The organism is Mangrovimonas sp. YM274, assembly GCF_030908385.1.
In the GTDB taxonomy this organism is placed as follows: Bacteria; Bacteroidota; Bacteroidia; order Flavobacteriales; family Flavobacteriaceae; genus Mangrovimonas_A.
This window is the reverse complement of record NZ_CP133091.1, coordinates 618710-634558: the sequence shown is the minus strand read 5'-3', so window position 1 is coordinate 634558 and position 15849 is coordinate 618710. Positions and strand designations below refer to the sequence as shown.

Sequence of the window (15849 nt, the reverse complement as noted above, 5' to 3'; positions counted from 1 at the left end):
TTAAATTAACGTATATATTTATGCACTCAAGTCGCAACTTTGGAATTGATAGAGAAACATAAAGCCTTAATTATCACCACGCTCATCACGGGAATTGTGGTCATGATGCTCTTTAGCTTCCACATAACCAAGCAACAGGCCACCATAGCCGAAAGCTATTATGAAATGGAACCGCCCACTCAAGAGGAAATCGAAGAACTCAAGGAATTGGAAGCTCTGGAAGAAGCCATGGGAAAAACTACCAATCAGGCATTTAATGAAGACCAAGAGTTTAAGGACATGATGAAAAACTTCAAGTCCATGAACGCGAACGATTTTGACAAAACTACCCAACAATTGGAAGCAGAGGCGGCTGAAATGGAGGCCAACGATGTGGTGACGTCTACCAATACTTTTAATGGTTCTGGCGACTACAGTGTAAACCAAGACGAATTGGAGCGCTATAAAAAGGCCAAGGACATGCTGGCCATGAAAACAGCGGACAGCAGTGAGAAAAATGCCAATAACAACCCTTTAAGTACCTTGACCTATTCATTAAAAGGTCGTGAACTTTTAAGCAACGAAACCCCGCGTTACCTGTGTGAGGAAAGCGGTAAAATTGTGGTGAATATTACAGTGAACAACACAGGCGAAGTAACCGATGCCTACATTAACAAATCCTCAACCTCTACCAACCAATGCCTTTTGGACCACGCTTTGGAATACGCAAAATCGGCACAGTTTAACAATGGCAGCAGTGATAGCCAATTGGGGTCCATTACTTTTTATTTTAAGGGGAAACGCTAAATGGAGGCTCGGCATGCAAACAATTATTGCATCTGTATTCCCAAAAATTAGTATGAAAAGATATTTTCTATCATTCATGATTCTCACTCTTGGTTGTAATTCTTCTCAAGTGGATGAACTCGACCAAACTATAGTTGCTTATCAAGATTTACCCACTGAGGTAAAACAACAAATCTTCAAGGTTAGCTATATTGAAATAAATGAACCTAAGAGATATGTAAAAAAGACAAAAAAGGAATTACTTTTTCCATGGGTTTATAATGTAATAATTGAAAGAGTTAATGACGGTAGAGTTTTTAAAACTTCAGGTTTAAAAGGAGAGTATGAAAGTACGTATGTAATCTATGACGACTTTTTGTTTATCCCTAATCATTTCAATATTTCCCCTTCCGACAGTTTATCCTATACGTTTACTCGTTTTGATTTAAAGTAAACCACTTTAGAGAAAACCACAAGGTATACTGTACAACCAAGAGATTGTGTCACTAATATTTTGTCAAATTTATTACCATTTTGTTTAGGCCCCAACCATTTCTTACCCTTACCTACCTTGCACTTCGAGTGATTGGTCTCCATGGCAATGCAGGACAATAGTAACGAGAAGTGTTTACCTATCACGCCATTGTTCTCGATACACCATCTGCCTTGCCGATGGCACTCGAACTGACGGTGCTCATGCTGGCTAAGTGTTATCCCCTGTAACAATTAGGCTCCACGTCACTTCGAGTGATTGGTCTACATGCTAATGCAGGACAATAGTATCGAGAAGTGCTTTACAATCCCAACCCATCTAGCAAACTCAAACCACTCCCCTCCTTAATTAATCACCTGACCTCATAGCACTTACAAAAAATATTTCACATATGCAATAAGGTGACGTCTTATGACTGCTTATGACGTGTTATGACCGTTTATGACTGCTCTTGACGCTTAATGACTGCTCAACCCATTTTTTTTAGGGGTTTTGTTCGAGGATGGTTCGAGGTTTGTTCGAGGATGGCTTGAGGCTATTTGGTCAGGAGGCACCCCTCCCCGAACAAATGCCGAAGTAAGCACTAACCACAGTAGGTACAAGGGTTTGGAAACTACAGCTCACCCTAAAACGGGCTTCACTCCCAAACAAAGGCATCTTTGTAGCGCTATGATTACAAAACGAAGGTAAAAACGCGAGGGGTATGGTGGAAAAGTGTATATTTAGGAGAGATGGAGATAGTGGAAGCTATTAGTAGTAATTTGTTAAATACATTCATCAAGAGTAATCATTAAAGATGACAAAGAACCTAAGGTTATTAAAGTGGAATTTAGGTGTTGTTCTATTAACAAGCCTCTTCTGTTTTTATGAAACTGATATGATACCACTGCCTTTAATAATTATGGAAGATGGTGTGATCCAAGAGGCGCTTTCAAAGAATATGGACATGGCAGGTATTGGAACTAAAGCAATATTAATTGGTCAAATTGCACTTATTTGGTCATTATTTAGTAAAAAAATTACTAGAACAGCTTTTTTGGGAAGCATTGCTGTAGGCATGCTCTTTATTGGAATACCAATGACAACGAAATGGAAAAATGTGCACAGCTGGACATTCGAATTTACCACTTGGATTCCGTTTTTTATAAGCGGTTTAGTCTTTCTATATTTCAGTTATTCATCACAAAAGAAAGAATAACACTCCCATTTAAGCGTATAGATTGTAGATACTGAAAAGGAAAAGAGTATATTTAGGGGAGATAAAAAACAGGCATAGCAATAGGTACTGATTGCTTTTTTAATAATGTTGTGACCTAACAAAGGCCCCAATGAAACCAATGACAAAATTTATATTAATCATTATTGGACTTTTAGCTTCCATAAGTTCATTTTCTCAATCAAATAGAATTATAAATCTATCTGGCAATATCGCAGATAAATATCCCGTAAAAATGATTTTGGTTATAAATGAGGATGATGTGCTAGGTTACTATTTCTATGAAAAGTATCAAACAAAAATACTTTTGGAGGGACATTTAATAAATGATAGGATTACTTTAAAAGAAGCACCTGATTATGAAAACGAGTTTAAAAAGGGATTTGTTGGCAACATAAGAAATGGGCACTTTCAAGGAGTATGGAAAGATGCTACACATAATAAAGAATTGAATTTTGAAGCCGTCATTGCATCTGACATAGAAAAAGTAATAAAACCAGAAACCCTAGAAATTCAAGGAACCTATCAAGACAAATTTAATTCAGACAAATACTCTGGCTCCGTTGAATTAAAACATATAACAGGCAATTTATTCTGCTTCGAAATTTCTAATGGCACTGAAACAGGATGTGTTGGATATCTAAAAGGTTTAATTGAACTTTCCGGCGCCGGCTTAGGAACTTATACTGATGACACATGTAATAATTTAACTTTTAAATGGGATAGTAAAAAGATTCATATTACCGAAGATGACTGCAATTGGCACGGTATGCGATGCCCCTTTGAAGGAGATTATTTAAAATAAAGATGGCCTGCAACACCTTGCAACAGGTATTTAGTTTAGGTTAGCTCCGTTCCGTTAAGCTAGTGTTTGTAATGAAAAAGCGTATATTTAGGGGAGATGGAGATAGGAGATTAAATAGATACTAATTTAATTTATAACATCATTAAAATTAACTTAAACCAACCAATACGCAATGAAACAGCTGAATTTACTCTTTATCATGTCATTTGGATTATTACTAACCTCTTGCAAATCTGATGACGACTGTGGCCCTTCAAATACTACACAAAGTTTAATTTCTATTACAAAAAATTACTACACAAACAATGTTTTAACCTCATCTACTAAGTTTAATTTTTATTACGATAAATTAATTAACATACAATATTCTGACGACAGTTATGATGACTTATATTACGAAGGAGATGTCATTGAACGAATTTTAGGATTTGATGCGAACAATGATTGGGAATGGACTACTACCTACACATATAACAGCCTCAACCAATTAACGCAAAAGAAAGTAACCCCTAGCCCTAACAATACACTTACAAATGTTAGCCGCCAAAAAAACTTTGCTTACAGCGGAAATTTAATTCAATCTGAAAATTCATGGAGTGATGGTGGATTTCACAAAAATATCATATCACTGAATAACGACAATTTTATAACCGAAGACAAAATGTTTGACATAGGTAACGAACTAGTGAATACAAGGCTTTTTGAATATTCAAACAACAATTTGACTAAACAAATTTTAAAAGACCCTGAGGAGAATATCATATACGAAGAGACTTATAATTATTTAAACAAAATAGGGTCTAAAGAGTATAGGTATAGCCAATACTTATTTGGCAGCCATTGGAAAACAAACAGCTCTCTTGACAAACAGTTTGGCTTAGGGCAATATGCAACACATGAAGTTAGTGAAAGCTATATTTTAGATTATTATAAACATAATTTTACACTTAACTCTTCTGTTACGGGTACATTTAACTACGAATTTGATTCTAATGATTATATAACCAAACAAACTGAAAATATTACTTCGTCTAATGGTGAAACTTATAAAGTTATTACTGTTTATGAATATCAATAAAAAAATAGTACCTCCCAATAAATCATCTATATTTTCAACTAAAAAACCATAACAGTTCCATTTAGATAATATCACATTTCAAATGAAAATTGTATACCTTAAGGTAGGTGGAGACAAGCCTAGTTAAAGATAGTAATTGGATTTATGAGATTGTAATATCACATTTGAGTAAAGATGAAAAGACCCTATAATATACTGTTTTGGATGACATTGCTTTTTTTGATAATCTCAAATACTTTTTGGGTTTATCAAACCATTGATAATGCCGTTGGACAGGATTACTATATAGTATCTTGCAATGAATATTATCAAGATATGTTACAATTCAAACAGATTTTGGATTCAAAAAAATCTCAAAAAGAGGCTATTGAATTCCTTGATAACAATTTGATTGCTTATGAAAATTTTCAAAAAGGCAATGAGTTTATTATTGTATTTAATTCATTTGCCCTAACTTATAATGATGAAGGGATTTTAATTTCAAGTGACCAGAATTGAAAAATCAAATAAGTAAACCCCTTGGATGTTGTGAAACTGCAGGCTTAAATTAGAATGAAGCACATCTCTACATATATTTCATTATTGCTACTAATTGGCTGTTCGGCTTCAAAACAAGAAAACAAACTTATTGGGAATTGGTATTCGGGAAAGGATAACAGGATTGAAGAAGCCCTTCAGTTTTACAAAGATTCCTTGGTTCTTTATACCCAATTTGGAAAGAAAACTTTAAAATGGAGTACCAAGAGAGATAAAATATATGTCTATTATCTAAAAGAAGAAGGCATCACCTACAATTACACCCTTGATGAGCGTAAACAAACATTAAAACTTAAATTGATTGGGGGTGAAGCTTCGGTACTCCCCACCTTAACCAAAGCAAAAAATCCGTATGCTTTTTTCCTGAAAATGATAGACATGGAAATTGAATTGCCAACAACCGAGAGTAAACTTAACTATCTCAATGAAAATAATACGGCTTTCAATATTTACGCCGGTTACAACAACAATACCCTAACCCTTAAAACCGACACATCTGCCAACCTAAACAACTTGAAGTATGAGGTTGATGCCTTTGTTACAAATTCAAGAGAGGAATTAAAACCTTTCTTGAAATTTAACCTTGTAGCCGACAAAAACATAGCTAAATCTGACATAGACTCCATCAAACAACTCCTTAACAAAACAGCAATCAAACCGATTTATAGAACATACAAAAACGAGCAAATCAATTACAAGGGAAGCATCAATTGGTTCGGGAAAATGGAATGAAACACAAGCCTAAATCCTTTTAAGATGAAAACCAAACATCCCTTTTAAAAAAATAATAACCATAAAGCAACTGAGAAGAAAACTCCCCTTAATCAATCTGTAGGAAAAAACCCTTAATTTTACTATCTTAGTTTCCTAATGGAAGTAAACTATCGGAATTTAAACCACCAAAACCACATTCAATCTGCGCATAATCCCCCGAGACCTTCCTCATTTCAGAAACATGAGCAACCTGATTACGAATAGAATTTTAACAATTATAAATTTTGTAATTGTGGCCTATTTTGGTCTTATCTGGCTCATTAATTTTTATAACATAGATTTTGTTGTAATTGGTGTTTTCAGAGAACTTTTGACACTGCCATTTCTTGCTGCACAAATTGTGTTCTTGATTATCGGGGTAGTGTATTTAATAAAAAACAACAAAAACTTACTGACCATTATTAGCCTATTGGCTTTAGCCATTTGTACAATGATTACCATTGGAAGTTTCTTTTAAAAAATTGTATCGAGAACAATGAAAAATCAGATAATATTGAAACCCGAATTTTTAAAAACACTAATTGCTCTACTAACGCTCTTCTGTAGTTTCCAATCATTTGCTCAGGAACATCAACCAGTAACATTAAAGAATTTTACAATTGTTATTGAAGAAGTAGAAAACGGTATTAAACTAATGGGGATAGAAGGGACAGCATGGCTTAAACTATCTTTTAGCCTAAAGCCCAATCAACCCCAAGCAGTCGACCAATACGGTATGTCACAATTGAGTAAAGGTTATCCAAATACAGAACCTAATCTAGCTAACTTCCTTTTTACAATAACCAAAACTGAAAACAGCTATATACTTAAAGGTATAGAGGGAACAGCTTGGACTGATTTAAGATTCACTTTACCGGCAAGTGGCAAACAGGCCATTGACGAATCTGGAACCTTAAACATGAATTTAAAGAACTAAAAAGAAGGATTCCTCAGTTTACTTTTTTAGAATTAATTCTAACATTTACAAAGTCTTAAGTCTTTTTTTTATTAATTTAGTTAGCGGACCAACCAAAACAAAGAACTTATGAATACGGTTAAAAATATTTTAGGATGTCTAGCATTCCTCCTATTAATGGGCTGTACTATAGAATCTGAATTTGGATTGCCTAACGACGAAAACATCAACCCTGAACTAATTGGAGAATGGGGTATTACAAACAATGATGTTGAAAAAATTACTATTCAAAAAACTAGTGACACCACCTACAAATTAGCAATTAAAGATGGTAAAGAAATAGAGGAACTGCAGGGATATCAAAAGACCATCAAAGGGGTTTCCATCATGAATGTTAAAACAGAAAACAGAGGCAAGACCATATATACGTTTTATGGCTTTACAGTGCAGGACAACACTCTAACCTTTTCCGAAGTGAATGATAAGCTTCATAAGAAGGAATTCACATCAGAATCGGAGCTTATAAGTTTCTTTGAAAACAACATAGAGCGCGAAGACTTTTTTATAAACCAAAATCAGTTGAAGAGAATTTAAAGGCAAGTACCTTTATAATTGTCAAGGTTAGCCCCAACAACCAATACTTTTTAAATGACATTTACGGCACTTAAACCACGCACTACCATTAAAGACAGCCCAAAACTGGAACAAGTCTATCTTCAATTTGAAAAACTCCTGAGCGAATTGCAAAAAAGAGAACTTCCGGAGGCTATTATAAATACCATCAACACACATATTGAAGCCATAAACACCCTCCCCGACAGTGATAAAACCTTGAGAATACAACTAAAAAAGCGTCAGACCAAGATTGTGACATTGCTGGAAAAAGAATTGCAATTAGTACCTAAAAACTATTACCGTCAAAAATGGTTAGCCATTGGAATATCTGTTTTTGGGATTCCACTTGGAGTTGTCTTTGGCACCAGTTTCGGTAATATGGCATTTTTAGGTATTGGCCTCCCCATAGGAATGGCTATGGGCATTGCCGTTGGCACAGAAAAAGACAAAAAGGCTCAAGCCGAAGGCAGACAACTGGATTTGGAATTAAAATATTAGACAATTAACATTTCAATCCAGCTTTACCCCTAAATTTTACAAATCAATACAATTACTCCCACAAACCTTGAGACTCTTAAAAAACCTTTTGTTATTTCAGAAAAAACATTTTTTCATAGCCTATGCCATTGCCATTATACTTGGCATTTTGTTTGGAGGCGAACTAACAACTATTGGGTGGAGTTTTTTGTTTACAGCCCCACAGATGCAATTCTTCTTCTACGACCTAAAGGACAAAAATCAATACTACTATTATTATAATTTAGGATTGAAAAAAAGCATGTTGTGGGGATCAACAATTGCTGTTGCGCTAATCAACTTTTTAATACTGTCAATATTATGAGTAATTTACACATAGACAGTCTTTCAAAAGCCTACGACCATAAAGTAATCCTAAGCGATGTATACCTCTCCTGTAAAGAAGGGGAAACAGTAGGCTTAATTGGACGCAATGGCTCTGGCAAATCCACCTTACTTAAAATTGTTTTTGGTATTGAAAAAGCCGACTTTAAATTTATAAGAATAGGTAACACTATTATTAAAAGCGTGGCCGACGGCAGAGGATTGATCAATTACCTGCCCCAAGACAACTTTTTACCCAACAATATTGCCATCAAATCTTTAATTCATTTGTTTCTTGCTAAAGAACACAGAGCAGCGGTACTTGAAAATGAGTACATACAACCCTTATTAAGTAAACAGAACCAGCAGTTAAGTGGTGGCGAAAAACGAATTGTTGAAATTTTGCTGATGGTACATTCCAATGCCAAATTTGTGCTCTTAGACGAACCCTTTAATGGACTGAGCCCTATTATGAAAACCTATGTAATTGATTATATCAACGATTTAAAATCTTCCAAAGGTTTTATCATTACAGACCACGATTATGAAAATGTCATCCATTTGGCAGATCGCATTGTTTATTTACAAAACGGCTTTTTAAAGTCGATACAAGATTTAAGCGAATTGGTTAACCTGGGATATATGTCTGAAGGAAGCTTTGAAAACATTCAAAAACTACAACAGTAAATTGACAACTTAACAAACAATGTAGTACAAAAAAAGCCCCACATTACTGCGGGGCTTTTTTACACATATTAACCAATCTAATTAAAACCTACTATTATTGTCTTTATGCTTTACTGGTACTCTTTGAGGCACCAATTGTTTTCTTGTTTTATACATTCCTAGGCCCGTTACAGAGCCTAAAAGAACCACTGTTGCTATTACTATTGTTATCATCATTAAAATTCTATTACGGTTATGTTGCTGAGTCAACTTTTATTTCAATTGACCTTCTAATAAACTTATAGCAACAACCGTACCAAATCACTAATTACAGATTGTCCTTTATCGGTATTGTACCAAACCTGTAATTCTTCTTTAAATTCAGGCGTCAATGCACCGTGCTCAGCCTTATAAGCCTCCACCATTTCGGTGGCTTTAGTTGGCCTTGGCCCAAAAGTGTTTATTACCTCTCCTGTAGCATCCTCAACCATGATTAATTTAGGAATTGAGCGTCCGCCATTGGTTAAAAACTCATCCATCAAGGCTTCATGTTCGTCTCTAAATACCAACTTGAGTGTAATATTATCATTTAGTTCGGCCACTTTATTAATGGCAGGCACCACGTGAGCGGCATCACCACACCAACTTTCGGTAATCACCAACCAAGTTACTTTAGTTTGAAATTTAGAAACAGCTTCCTGAATATCTTGGGGTACTTTTATGGTTTTATCCCACCGTTTCATACGGCGGTCGTTGAGTACTGTAAAATTAACTCTGTCCTCAGATTGTTCCAATCCAGAGGTAGATTGTTGAGCTACCAGGTCCTTGACCTTTTCGCGATATTGTTCATAGGTTATACCTTGTGCCAAGCTCGCTTTGACAATCTCGTCTACTTTGTTAATTTGTGATATATCCATACTCTAAAATTTTTTGACAAAATTAAGCCTAAAATGCCTATTTTTAGGTAACCGATGTTACATAAATTAGCTCTTTTTACAATCAAAATTACTATGGAAAAACACAGATGCGGATGGTGCGTTGGAGATCCTCTTTACGAGACCTATCATGATGAAGAATGGGGTGTCCCCGTATATGACGATGCCAAGCTTTTTGAGTTTTTGATATTGGAAACCTTTCAGGCTGGCCTAAGTTGGATAACGGTTCTTAGAAAGCGTGAAAACTTTAGAAAAGCCTTTGATAATTTTGACTATAAAGCCATTGCCACCTACGATGAGGTTAAATTAGAATCCCTATTACAGGATACAGGAATTATCAGGAATAAATTGAAGGTAAAAGCTACGGTCACCAATGCACAAGCATTTATGAAAGTACAGGAAGAATTTGGAAGTTTCAGCAAATACATTTGGGGTTTTGTAGATGGACAGCCAATTACCAACAATATAGAACACTACAAAACGGCTCCTGCCACCACCCCTTTAAGTGATACTATTAGTAAAGACTTAAAGAAAAGAGGCTTTAAATTTGTAGGCTCGACGGTAGTCTATGCCCATATGCAAGCTACCGGCATGGTAAATGACCATGAAACCAAATGTTTCAGGTATCATGAAGTTTAAAATGTTAGGAAGGTTTTGTCAAGTTCATCGCAGACGTTCATTCATCTCCTGTTAGATATTTCAAAAACTCCTCTCTAGTCATGTCCTCAGCACCTAAACTTTCGAGGTGATTGGTATACACTTGGCAATCTATTAGCTTATAATTGGTATTTTGGATAAAGGTGATAAATCCAGCTTTGCTGGCATTGCTCACATTGGTAAACATACTCTCTCCACAAAACACGCCATTTCCCAAATCAACGCCATAGAGTCCTCCTGCCAATTCACCGTTCAACCATACCTCCACCGATTTTGCATAACCCAATTCATGCAAGGCCATATATCCGGTAATCATATCCTGGGTAATCCAACTACTAGGCTGCCCATGTCTCTTTATTTTAGAACACGAGGTAATCACTTCCCTAAACGCTTTATTAACCGTAACCACAAAGTCTGTATTACGGAGCACCTGCTTCATGCTCTTAGACACCTTTAAACGCTCTGGAAAAAGCACAAAACGCGGATCTGGAGACCACCACAAAATAGGATCGTCGTCATCAAACCATGGAAAAATACCATTGCGATAGGCCAAGAGCAATCGTTCTACTGACAAATCACCACCTATGGCCAAAAGCCCCTCAGGCGAGGTCTCGCTTACGCTCGGAAACTTCAGTTCTCCTGTAAGAATACTTACCATTTACTATAACGTTTTCGTGAATATTCACACAATTTTCCTTTTAAAACTCAATAATTTTTATCACATTTGATATGGCCTGTACAATAAATTATTTATTCATCATTGCATTTTGATAACTACTTATTGAAAGGCCACACCTAAAACCACAATACTAAAGCTCTGAAATTCTCGGAGCTTTTTTTATGAGTTTCCTTAAAAATACATTCTTTTTAACGGCTTCGAAAAGAATTGCAATAGATTTCAACATACAAAAAACCCCACTAAAAGTGGGGTTCTTAAATTAAAATTTACATTCTAATCTTCTAGAATGGCAAATCGTCGTGTTCCTCTTCGTTAAGGTTTCCTGCAGGCTCAAAAGCATCTGTTGGAGGCATTGGCGGCATGTTACCAGCATCTGCCTGTACAGCTTCAATACGCCATCCTTGAATAGAATTGAAATATTTGGTTTCCCCTTGAGGGTTTACCCACTCTCTTCCTCTAAGGTTGATGCTAATTTTTACGGGTTGCCCTACTTGGTAAGTATTTAATAAGTCGGTTTTATCCTGTACAAATTCCACCATAATGTGTTGTGGATATTGCTCTTCTGTAGTAATTACAATCTCTCTTTTTCTAAACCCGTTACTACCAAAAGTTTGGGTTGCTCCAATCATTTTAATTTTTCCCTGAATTTCCATTCTTCTTACTATTTATTCTAATTTGTATTTTTCTATAATCCTGCCAAACCGTTAAGATAGCAATAATTTCCATGCACTGGCCACATCTCCAAAACTCAAATAGTTTTGTGCCAATTTATGCTTTTCGCGATGGGTCATGCTCTTTATGTTTGGGTAGCGTTCACTAATATCTTTAACAAAGGCCTCGATGTCTTCTGCCGAGGGCAATTGTTCCACATTACCTAACATTCCCAAATCATTACCTGTCAAGATCATACTGTTCTTAACTTCTTCGGGAAGGGCATCAACACCAATTCCTAAAGTTTGTAATGGCTTTGGAATTTCAAAAAAGCCACTTTTGGCTCTGTTGTAATAACTCCCACCGGCTCTGGCAACCAAGTCCAATTTATCCTGGTCTATACGCTGTTCCTCATCTAAGACCTCCTCTGATATGTGAAATTTTACTACTTCGCATATCACAAGGTTTCCTGCACCTCCTTCATTCCCCAGCTTTACAATGTCGTTTACCTTACACTCAAATTGCACAGGAGATTCCGCTACTCTAAAAGGCTTTACCTCATCAGATTTTAGCATGGTCAATCCCGCTTTTTCAAACTCATTTACACCCCTATCGTATTCGGTACTACTCAAAGAGGTCTGTTGAACCAAATCGTAATTCACCACATTAATCACTACCTCCCTAACAGCTTCCACATTTTCCAATGTATGCTTTACCGTATTATCTCTAACCCGACGTGCTGGCGAAAAAATCAATATCGGCGGATTGGCACTAAACACGTTAAAAAAACTGAAAGGTGACAAATTAGGATTACCCTCCTCATCAATGGTACTGGCAAATGCTATTGGCCTAGGTGCCACGGCACTTAACAGATACCCGTGCACTTTTGCAGTAGACATGTCCTTTGGGCTAAATGAGATCATAAGCTTAATTGATTTGGCACAAATGTAACCATATTAGCATAGGAATAAAAATGATTTGAAACCCTTAACGCACAATATTATTAACAGAATTCCATTATATTTAGAATTACAAAAATTTTAGAATGACCTTATCCACCAATAGAAACATTTTACGTTGGACCATCATTGTTGTGTCTTTTGTAACGATTTCTCTCATCCTTTGGAACACCTATATATTCTTTCAAAACTTTAAGGCCGAAGAGCGCACCAAAATGGAAAATTGGTCTTTGGCACAGGAAGAAGTGAGCAAGGTTACCGATTTAAAATCCAATGTTGGCGAACTGCCCTTGGAAATTTTAAAGAGCAATACCACAACCCCCATGATATTGGTAAGTCTAGAAGGTATTACCTATAATAATATTGATGAAACCAAGGCTCAGGATTCCTTATATATTCAATCACTGATAGAAAAGTTTAAAAGCGAAAACCAACCCATCGAAATTCGCTATAAAAACAAAGTCCTTTCTACTTTGTACTACGGCAATTCTCCCTTGTTGAACAAACTGAAGTACTACCCTATGGCACTGTTGCTCATCATCTTTTTGTTTGGTGCCGTGGTATATTTTTTCTACCGAAGCAACAAAAATGCCGAACAAAACAAACTTTGGACGGGAATGGCCAAAGAAACGGCCCACCAAATAGGCACCCCACTTTCCTCACTTGTAGGATGGATAGAAATTTTAAGGTCCGAAAATGTAGACCCAGATTATATCATGGAAATGGAAAAAGACATACAACGTCTCCAAACCATAACTGAGCGTTTTAGCAAAATAGGTTCGGTTCCTACCCTTTCAAAAACAGATATTGTTCAAGAAACTCTAGACAGTTACGCCTATCTAAAATCGCGTTCTTCAAAACTCATTGATTTTGATATCTCTGCCCCAAACAATAAAATCTATGTAGACCTCAACTCGCAACTCTACAGCTGGACCATAGAAAACCTTGTGAAAAATGCTATTGACGCCATGAAAGGCAAAGGCAAATTAAGCATTGCCATAGAGCAAGATGCCAAACATGTAAAAGTGAATGTTAGCGATACCGGAAAAGGAATTTCTAAACAGCAGTTCCATCAAATTTTTGAACCTGGTTACACCAGCAAAAAGCGGGGTTGGGGACTTGGGCTATCTTTAGCCAAACGCATTGTAGAAGATTACCATAACGGCAAAATAAAGGTCCTACACTCGGAAATAGGCAAGGGCACGACCATGCAAATAAGTTTAAAAATTCTTTCGTAAATTTGAGTTTATGAGCGCATCATTTTTCACCCTAAAAGAAGTTGATCTTAACAACAATTGCCCCGAGTGTTATTCTACTAAAGGATTGCATTTAACCTTTAAGCAAAAGTTGGTTGAAAATGCATTTTACAAGGCTGTCACCAAAGATACTACACATACCCTTTACTGTCATACCTGTAACAACGAAATCTATCCTGTACAGTGGACCCATGAAATAGAGCAGGTATTCGCCTACCAACAGCGTGCCACACCTGCCAAACCAAGATCTGTAAAGCTTACCAAACTATCTTGGATTCTCATTAGCATAGATATCTTACTAATTTTGGCTATTATCCTTTACGTATTTGGAGTTTTTGACAAGTACTAATGAATTACAAATGCGAGGCAATGGCCTTGGCAATTACCTCAAATTCTTCAGGTTGCAAGGTTTCTTTGGAAAGAAAACGGGCATCATCCATTCTATTTAACGGAATTAAGTGTACATGCACATGTGGCACTTCCAAACCTATCACCGAAACGCCTACACGTTTACAAGGAACTGCCTTTTCCAGTGCAATGGCTACACGTCTTGAAAATGCCATCAGCCCCATATAGGTAGCTTCATCTAAATCGAAAATCTTATCGACTTCCTTTTTGGGAATACATAAGGTATGTCCTTTGGCATTGGGATTGATGTCCAAGAAAGCCAAAAACTCATCAGTCTCCGCCACTTTATAGCACGGAATCTCTCCGTTGATAATCTTTGTAAATATTGATGCCATTGTTTTAAAGAATTAGATTTAAAGATAAAAAGATTCCCGCAGAACGGGAATCTTTTACTTAAATTTTAAACTGGCCTATCGAGACCGCCTATGATCTTGAAATTTCTAGAATATCAAATTTCATAACGCCATTTGGCACTTGAATGTCTGCAACTTCTCCAACAGATTTCCCTAATAACCCTTTACCAATTGGAGAGTTTACAGAGATTTTACCGGAAGCCAAATCGGCTTCTCCATCAGCAACCAAGGTATAGGTCATTTCCATACCATTGGTTTGGTTTTTGATTTTCACTTTTGAGAGGACCAATACCTTAGAGGTATCCAATTGCGATTCGTCAATCAAACGAGCTCCAGCCAAAATATCTTCCAACTTGGAAATTTTCATTTCCAATAAACCTTGTGCCTCTTTAGCGGCATCATATTCGGCATTTTCACTCAAATCTCCTTTGTCCCTTGCTTCAGCAATAGCTTGAGAGGCTTTTGGGCGTTCTATATCCTTAAGTTGTCTTAACTCATCTCTCAATTTCTTCAGTCCTTCCGCAGTGTAATAAGATACTTTACTCATAACTTCATTATTTAAATTGTAAACTGTAGCCGAAGTTCGTTCAGCATAAAAAAAATCCCGCTAGCACGAGATTACATACAAATTTACACAATTTTTTTAAATGTTAACTAGGTCTAAAGGTAACTAAAAAAATGGGAGTTCAAAGTAGGTGGTACTTTATAATTATTCGTTAAATTTTTAAAGAGCTCATATGCAAGGCCTACAGAAAGCCTTAATTTTATCGTAATTTGCACTTCTATTTTACAGCTATGAAAAAACTAATAACCTTTTTAACCCTACTACCTTTATTGGTAGCCTGTGGTGGTAACGACGACCAAAACGAATGTAATTTCCTACCTAATGTTGGGGTAAATGCCTCCCTTAATATGAACTTACCCCAGTACAGCCAATTGCAATTTCCAAGCAATCCTGTTTATGTGGGCAACCAAGGTGGTGTTGGAGGCTTTTTTGTGGTGAATACTGGTTTTGGATTTATGGCTTTTGATGCCGCCGATCCCAACCACACCGTGAGCAATTGTTCAACTTTGAGCATTGATGGCATTGAAGGTGTTTGTGGCTGCACCGATGCCAATACCTATAGCTTAATTACTGGACAACCACTTTACAACTCCGAATTACCTTGTGGACTTAGGATGTATGTAGTGGAACAAAGTGGCAACATGCTGTACGTTTACAATTAAAAAACTCTCCAATTTGAAATAGAAAAGCCAAAACTTAAAT

Annotated in this window: 23 protein-coding genes; 16 read left to right on the top strand and 7 right to left on the bottom strand. The window is 36.3% G+C overall.

What is annotated here, in order from left to right:
• The first annotated feature begins 45 nt into the window (after positions 1-45).
• The 12 genes from RBH95_RS02810 (at position 46) to RBH95_RS02755 (ending at position 8705) form a co-directional block, all read left to right on the top strand.
• On the top strand, positions 46-786 hold the full coding sequence (locus RBH95_RS02810) for an energy transducer TonB (protein ID WP_307901221.1): 741 nt from the start codon (positions 46-48) through the stop codon (positions 784-786).
• Positions 728-1219 (top strand): hypothetical protein, encoded by a 492-nt coding sequence (locus RBH95_RS02805; RefSeq protein ID WP_307902276.1) that lies wholly within the window; start codon positions 728-730, stop codon positions 1217-1219. The genes RBH95_RS02810 and RBH95_RS02805 overlap by 59 nt, the downstream gene beginning before the upstream one ends.
• 835 nt (positions 1220-2054) lie before the next feature.
• Positions 2055-2456, top strand: a complete 402-nt coding sequence (locus RBH95_RS02800) for a hypothetical protein (protein WP_307901220.1) — start codon at positions 2055-2057, stop codon at positions 2454-2456.
• Between the two features lie 130 nt (positions 2457-2586).
• Complete coding sequence (locus RBH95_RS02795) at positions 2587-3279, top strand: hypothetical protein (RefSeq protein WP_307901219.1); 693 nt, start codon at positions 2587-2589, stop codon at positions 3277-3279.
• A 172-nt stretch (positions 3280-3451) separates the two neighbouring features.
• A complete protein-coding gene (locus RBH95_RS02790; protein WP_307901218.1) occupies positions 3452-4357 on the top strand; it encodes a hypothetical protein in 906 nt (301 codons plus the stop codon).
• A 204-nt stretch (positions 4358-4561) separates the two neighbouring features.
• The gene (locus RBH95_RS02785) at positions 4562-4855 is read left to right on the top strand and encodes a hypothetical protein (RefSeq protein WP_307901217.1); all 294 of its coding nucleotides are present in this window, start codon (positions 4562-4564) and stop codon (positions 4853-4855) included.
• Positions 4856-4909: 54 nt separating this feature from the next.
• Positions 4910-5626: a hypothetical protein gene (locus RBH95_RS02780; RefSeq protein ID WP_307901216.1), complete on the top strand. Its 717-nt coding sequence runs from the start codon at positions 4910-4912 to the stop codon at positions 5624-5626.
• 223 nt (positions 5627-5849) lie between these two features.
• Complete coding sequence (locus RBH95_RS02775) at positions 5850-6125, top strand: hypothetical protein (protein ID WP_307901215.1); 276 nt, start codon at positions 5850-5852, stop codon at positions 6123-6125.
• Between the two features lie 18 nt (positions 6126-6143).
• Entirely contained in the window at positions 6144-6584 is a 441-nt protein-coding gene (locus RBH95_RS02770) for a hypothetical protein (protein WP_307901214.1), read from the top strand.
• Between the two features lie 108 nt (positions 6585-6692).
• Positions 6693-7157 carry a hypothetical protein gene (locus RBH95_RS02765; protein WP_307901213.1) on the top strand — a complete coding sequence of 155 codons (465 nt, stop codon included), beginning with the start codon at positions 6693-6695 and terminating at the stop codon, positions 7155-7157.
• 54 nt (positions 7158-7211) lie between these two features.
• Positions 7212-7676: a hypothetical protein gene (locus RBH95_RS02760; protein WP_307901212.1), complete on the top strand. Its 465-nt coding sequence runs from the start codon at positions 7212-7214 to the stop codon at positions 7674-7676.
• A gap of 339 nt (positions 7677-8015) precedes the next feature.
• The gene (locus RBH95_RS02755; protein ID WP_307901211.1) at positions 8016-8705 is read left to right on the top strand and encodes an ATP-binding cassette domain-containing protein; all 690 of its coding nucleotides are present in this window, start codon (positions 8016-8018) and stop codon (positions 8703-8705) included.
• Positions 8706-8786: 81 nt separating this feature from the next.
• Here the strand turns inward: RBH95_RS02755 and RBH95_RS02750 are convergent, their stop codons facing one another.
• The gene (locus RBH95_RS02750) at positions 8787-8921 is read right to left on the bottom strand and encodes a hypothetical protein (RefSeq protein WP_307901210.1); all 135 of its coding nucleotides are present in this window, start codon (positions 8919-8921) and stop codon (positions 8787-8789) included.
• Positions 8922-8983: 62 nt separating this feature from the next.
• Positions 8984-9601, bottom strand: a complete 618-nt coding sequence (locus tag RBH95_RS02745; protein ID WP_307901209.1) for a thioredoxin family protein — start codon at positions 9599-9601, stop codon at positions 8984-8986.
• 93 nt (positions 9602-9694) lie between these two features.
• On the opposite strand from RBH95_RS02745, the gene RBH95_RS02740 reads away from it, so the two are divergent.
• Positions 9695-10258 (top strand): DNA-3-methyladenine glycosylase I, encoded by a 564-nt coding sequence (locus tag RBH95_RS02740; RefSeq protein ID WP_307901208.1) that lies wholly within the window; start codon positions 9695-9697, stop codon positions 10256-10258.
• Positions 10259-10295: 37 nt separating this feature from the next.
• Here the strand turns inward: RBH95_RS02740 and aat are convergent, their stop codons facing one another.
• The 3 genes from aat to RBH95_RS02725 form a co-directional block, all read right to left on the bottom strand.
• Positions 10296-10934, bottom strand: coding sequence for a leucyl/phenylalanyl-tRNA--protein transferase (aat, locus tag RBH95_RS02735; protein WP_307901207.1), 639 nt, complete (start codon positions 10932-10934; stop codon positions 10296-10298).
• A 302-nt stretch (positions 10935-11236) separates the two neighbouring features.
• On the bottom strand, positions 11237-11608 hold the full coding sequence (locus RBH95_RS02730) for a DUF3127 domain-containing protein (protein WP_307901206.1): 372 nt from the start codon (positions 11606-11608) through the stop codon (positions 11237-11239).
• Positions 11609-11659: 51 nt separating this feature from the next.
• A complete protein-coding gene (locus RBH95_RS02725) occupies positions 11660-12529 on the bottom strand; it encodes a flavin reductase family protein (protein WP_307901205.1) in 870 nt (289 codons plus the stop codon).
• A gap of 122 nt (positions 12530-12651) precedes the next feature.
• On the opposite strand from RBH95_RS02725, the gene RBH95_RS02720 reads away from it, so the two are divergent.
• Both RBH95_RS02720 and RBH95_RS02715 read left to right on the top strand, forming a co-directional pair.
• Positions 12652-13803, top strand: a complete 1152-nt coding sequence (locus RBH95_RS02720; protein ID WP_307901204.1) for a HAMP domain-containing sensor histidine kinase — start codon at positions 12652-12654, stop codon at positions 13801-13803.
• Between the two features lie 10 nt (positions 13804-13813).
• The gene (locus RBH95_RS02715; RefSeq protein ID WP_307901203.1) at positions 13814-14170 is read left to right on the top strand and encodes a hypothetical protein; all 357 of its coding nucleotides are present in this window, start codon (positions 13814-13816) and stop codon (positions 14168-14170) included.
• A 4-nt stretch (positions 14171-14174) separates the two neighbouring features.
• Here the strand turns inward: RBH95_RS02715 and RBH95_RS02710 are convergent, their stop codons facing one another.
• Both RBH95_RS02710 and greA read right to left on the bottom strand, forming a co-directional pair.
• Positions 14175-14564, bottom strand: a complete 390-nt coding sequence (locus RBH95_RS02710) for an HIT family protein (protein WP_307901202.1) — start codon at positions 14562-14564, stop codon at positions 14175-14177.
• Positions 14565-14652: 88 nt separating this feature from the next.
• A complete protein-coding gene (gene greA, locus RBH95_RS02705) occupies positions 14653-15129 on the bottom strand; it encodes a transcription elongation factor GreA (protein WP_053976903.1) in 477 nt (158 codons plus the stop codon).
• 248 nt (positions 15130-15377) lie between these two features.
• Between greA and RBH95_RS02700 the strand changes: the two genes are divergently transcribed.
• Positions 15378-15809, top strand: coding sequence for a hypothetical protein (locus tag RBH95_RS02700; RefSeq protein ID WP_307901201.1), 432 nt, complete (start codon positions 15378-15380; stop codon positions 15807-15809).
• Positions 15810-15849: the final 40 nt, after the last annotated feature.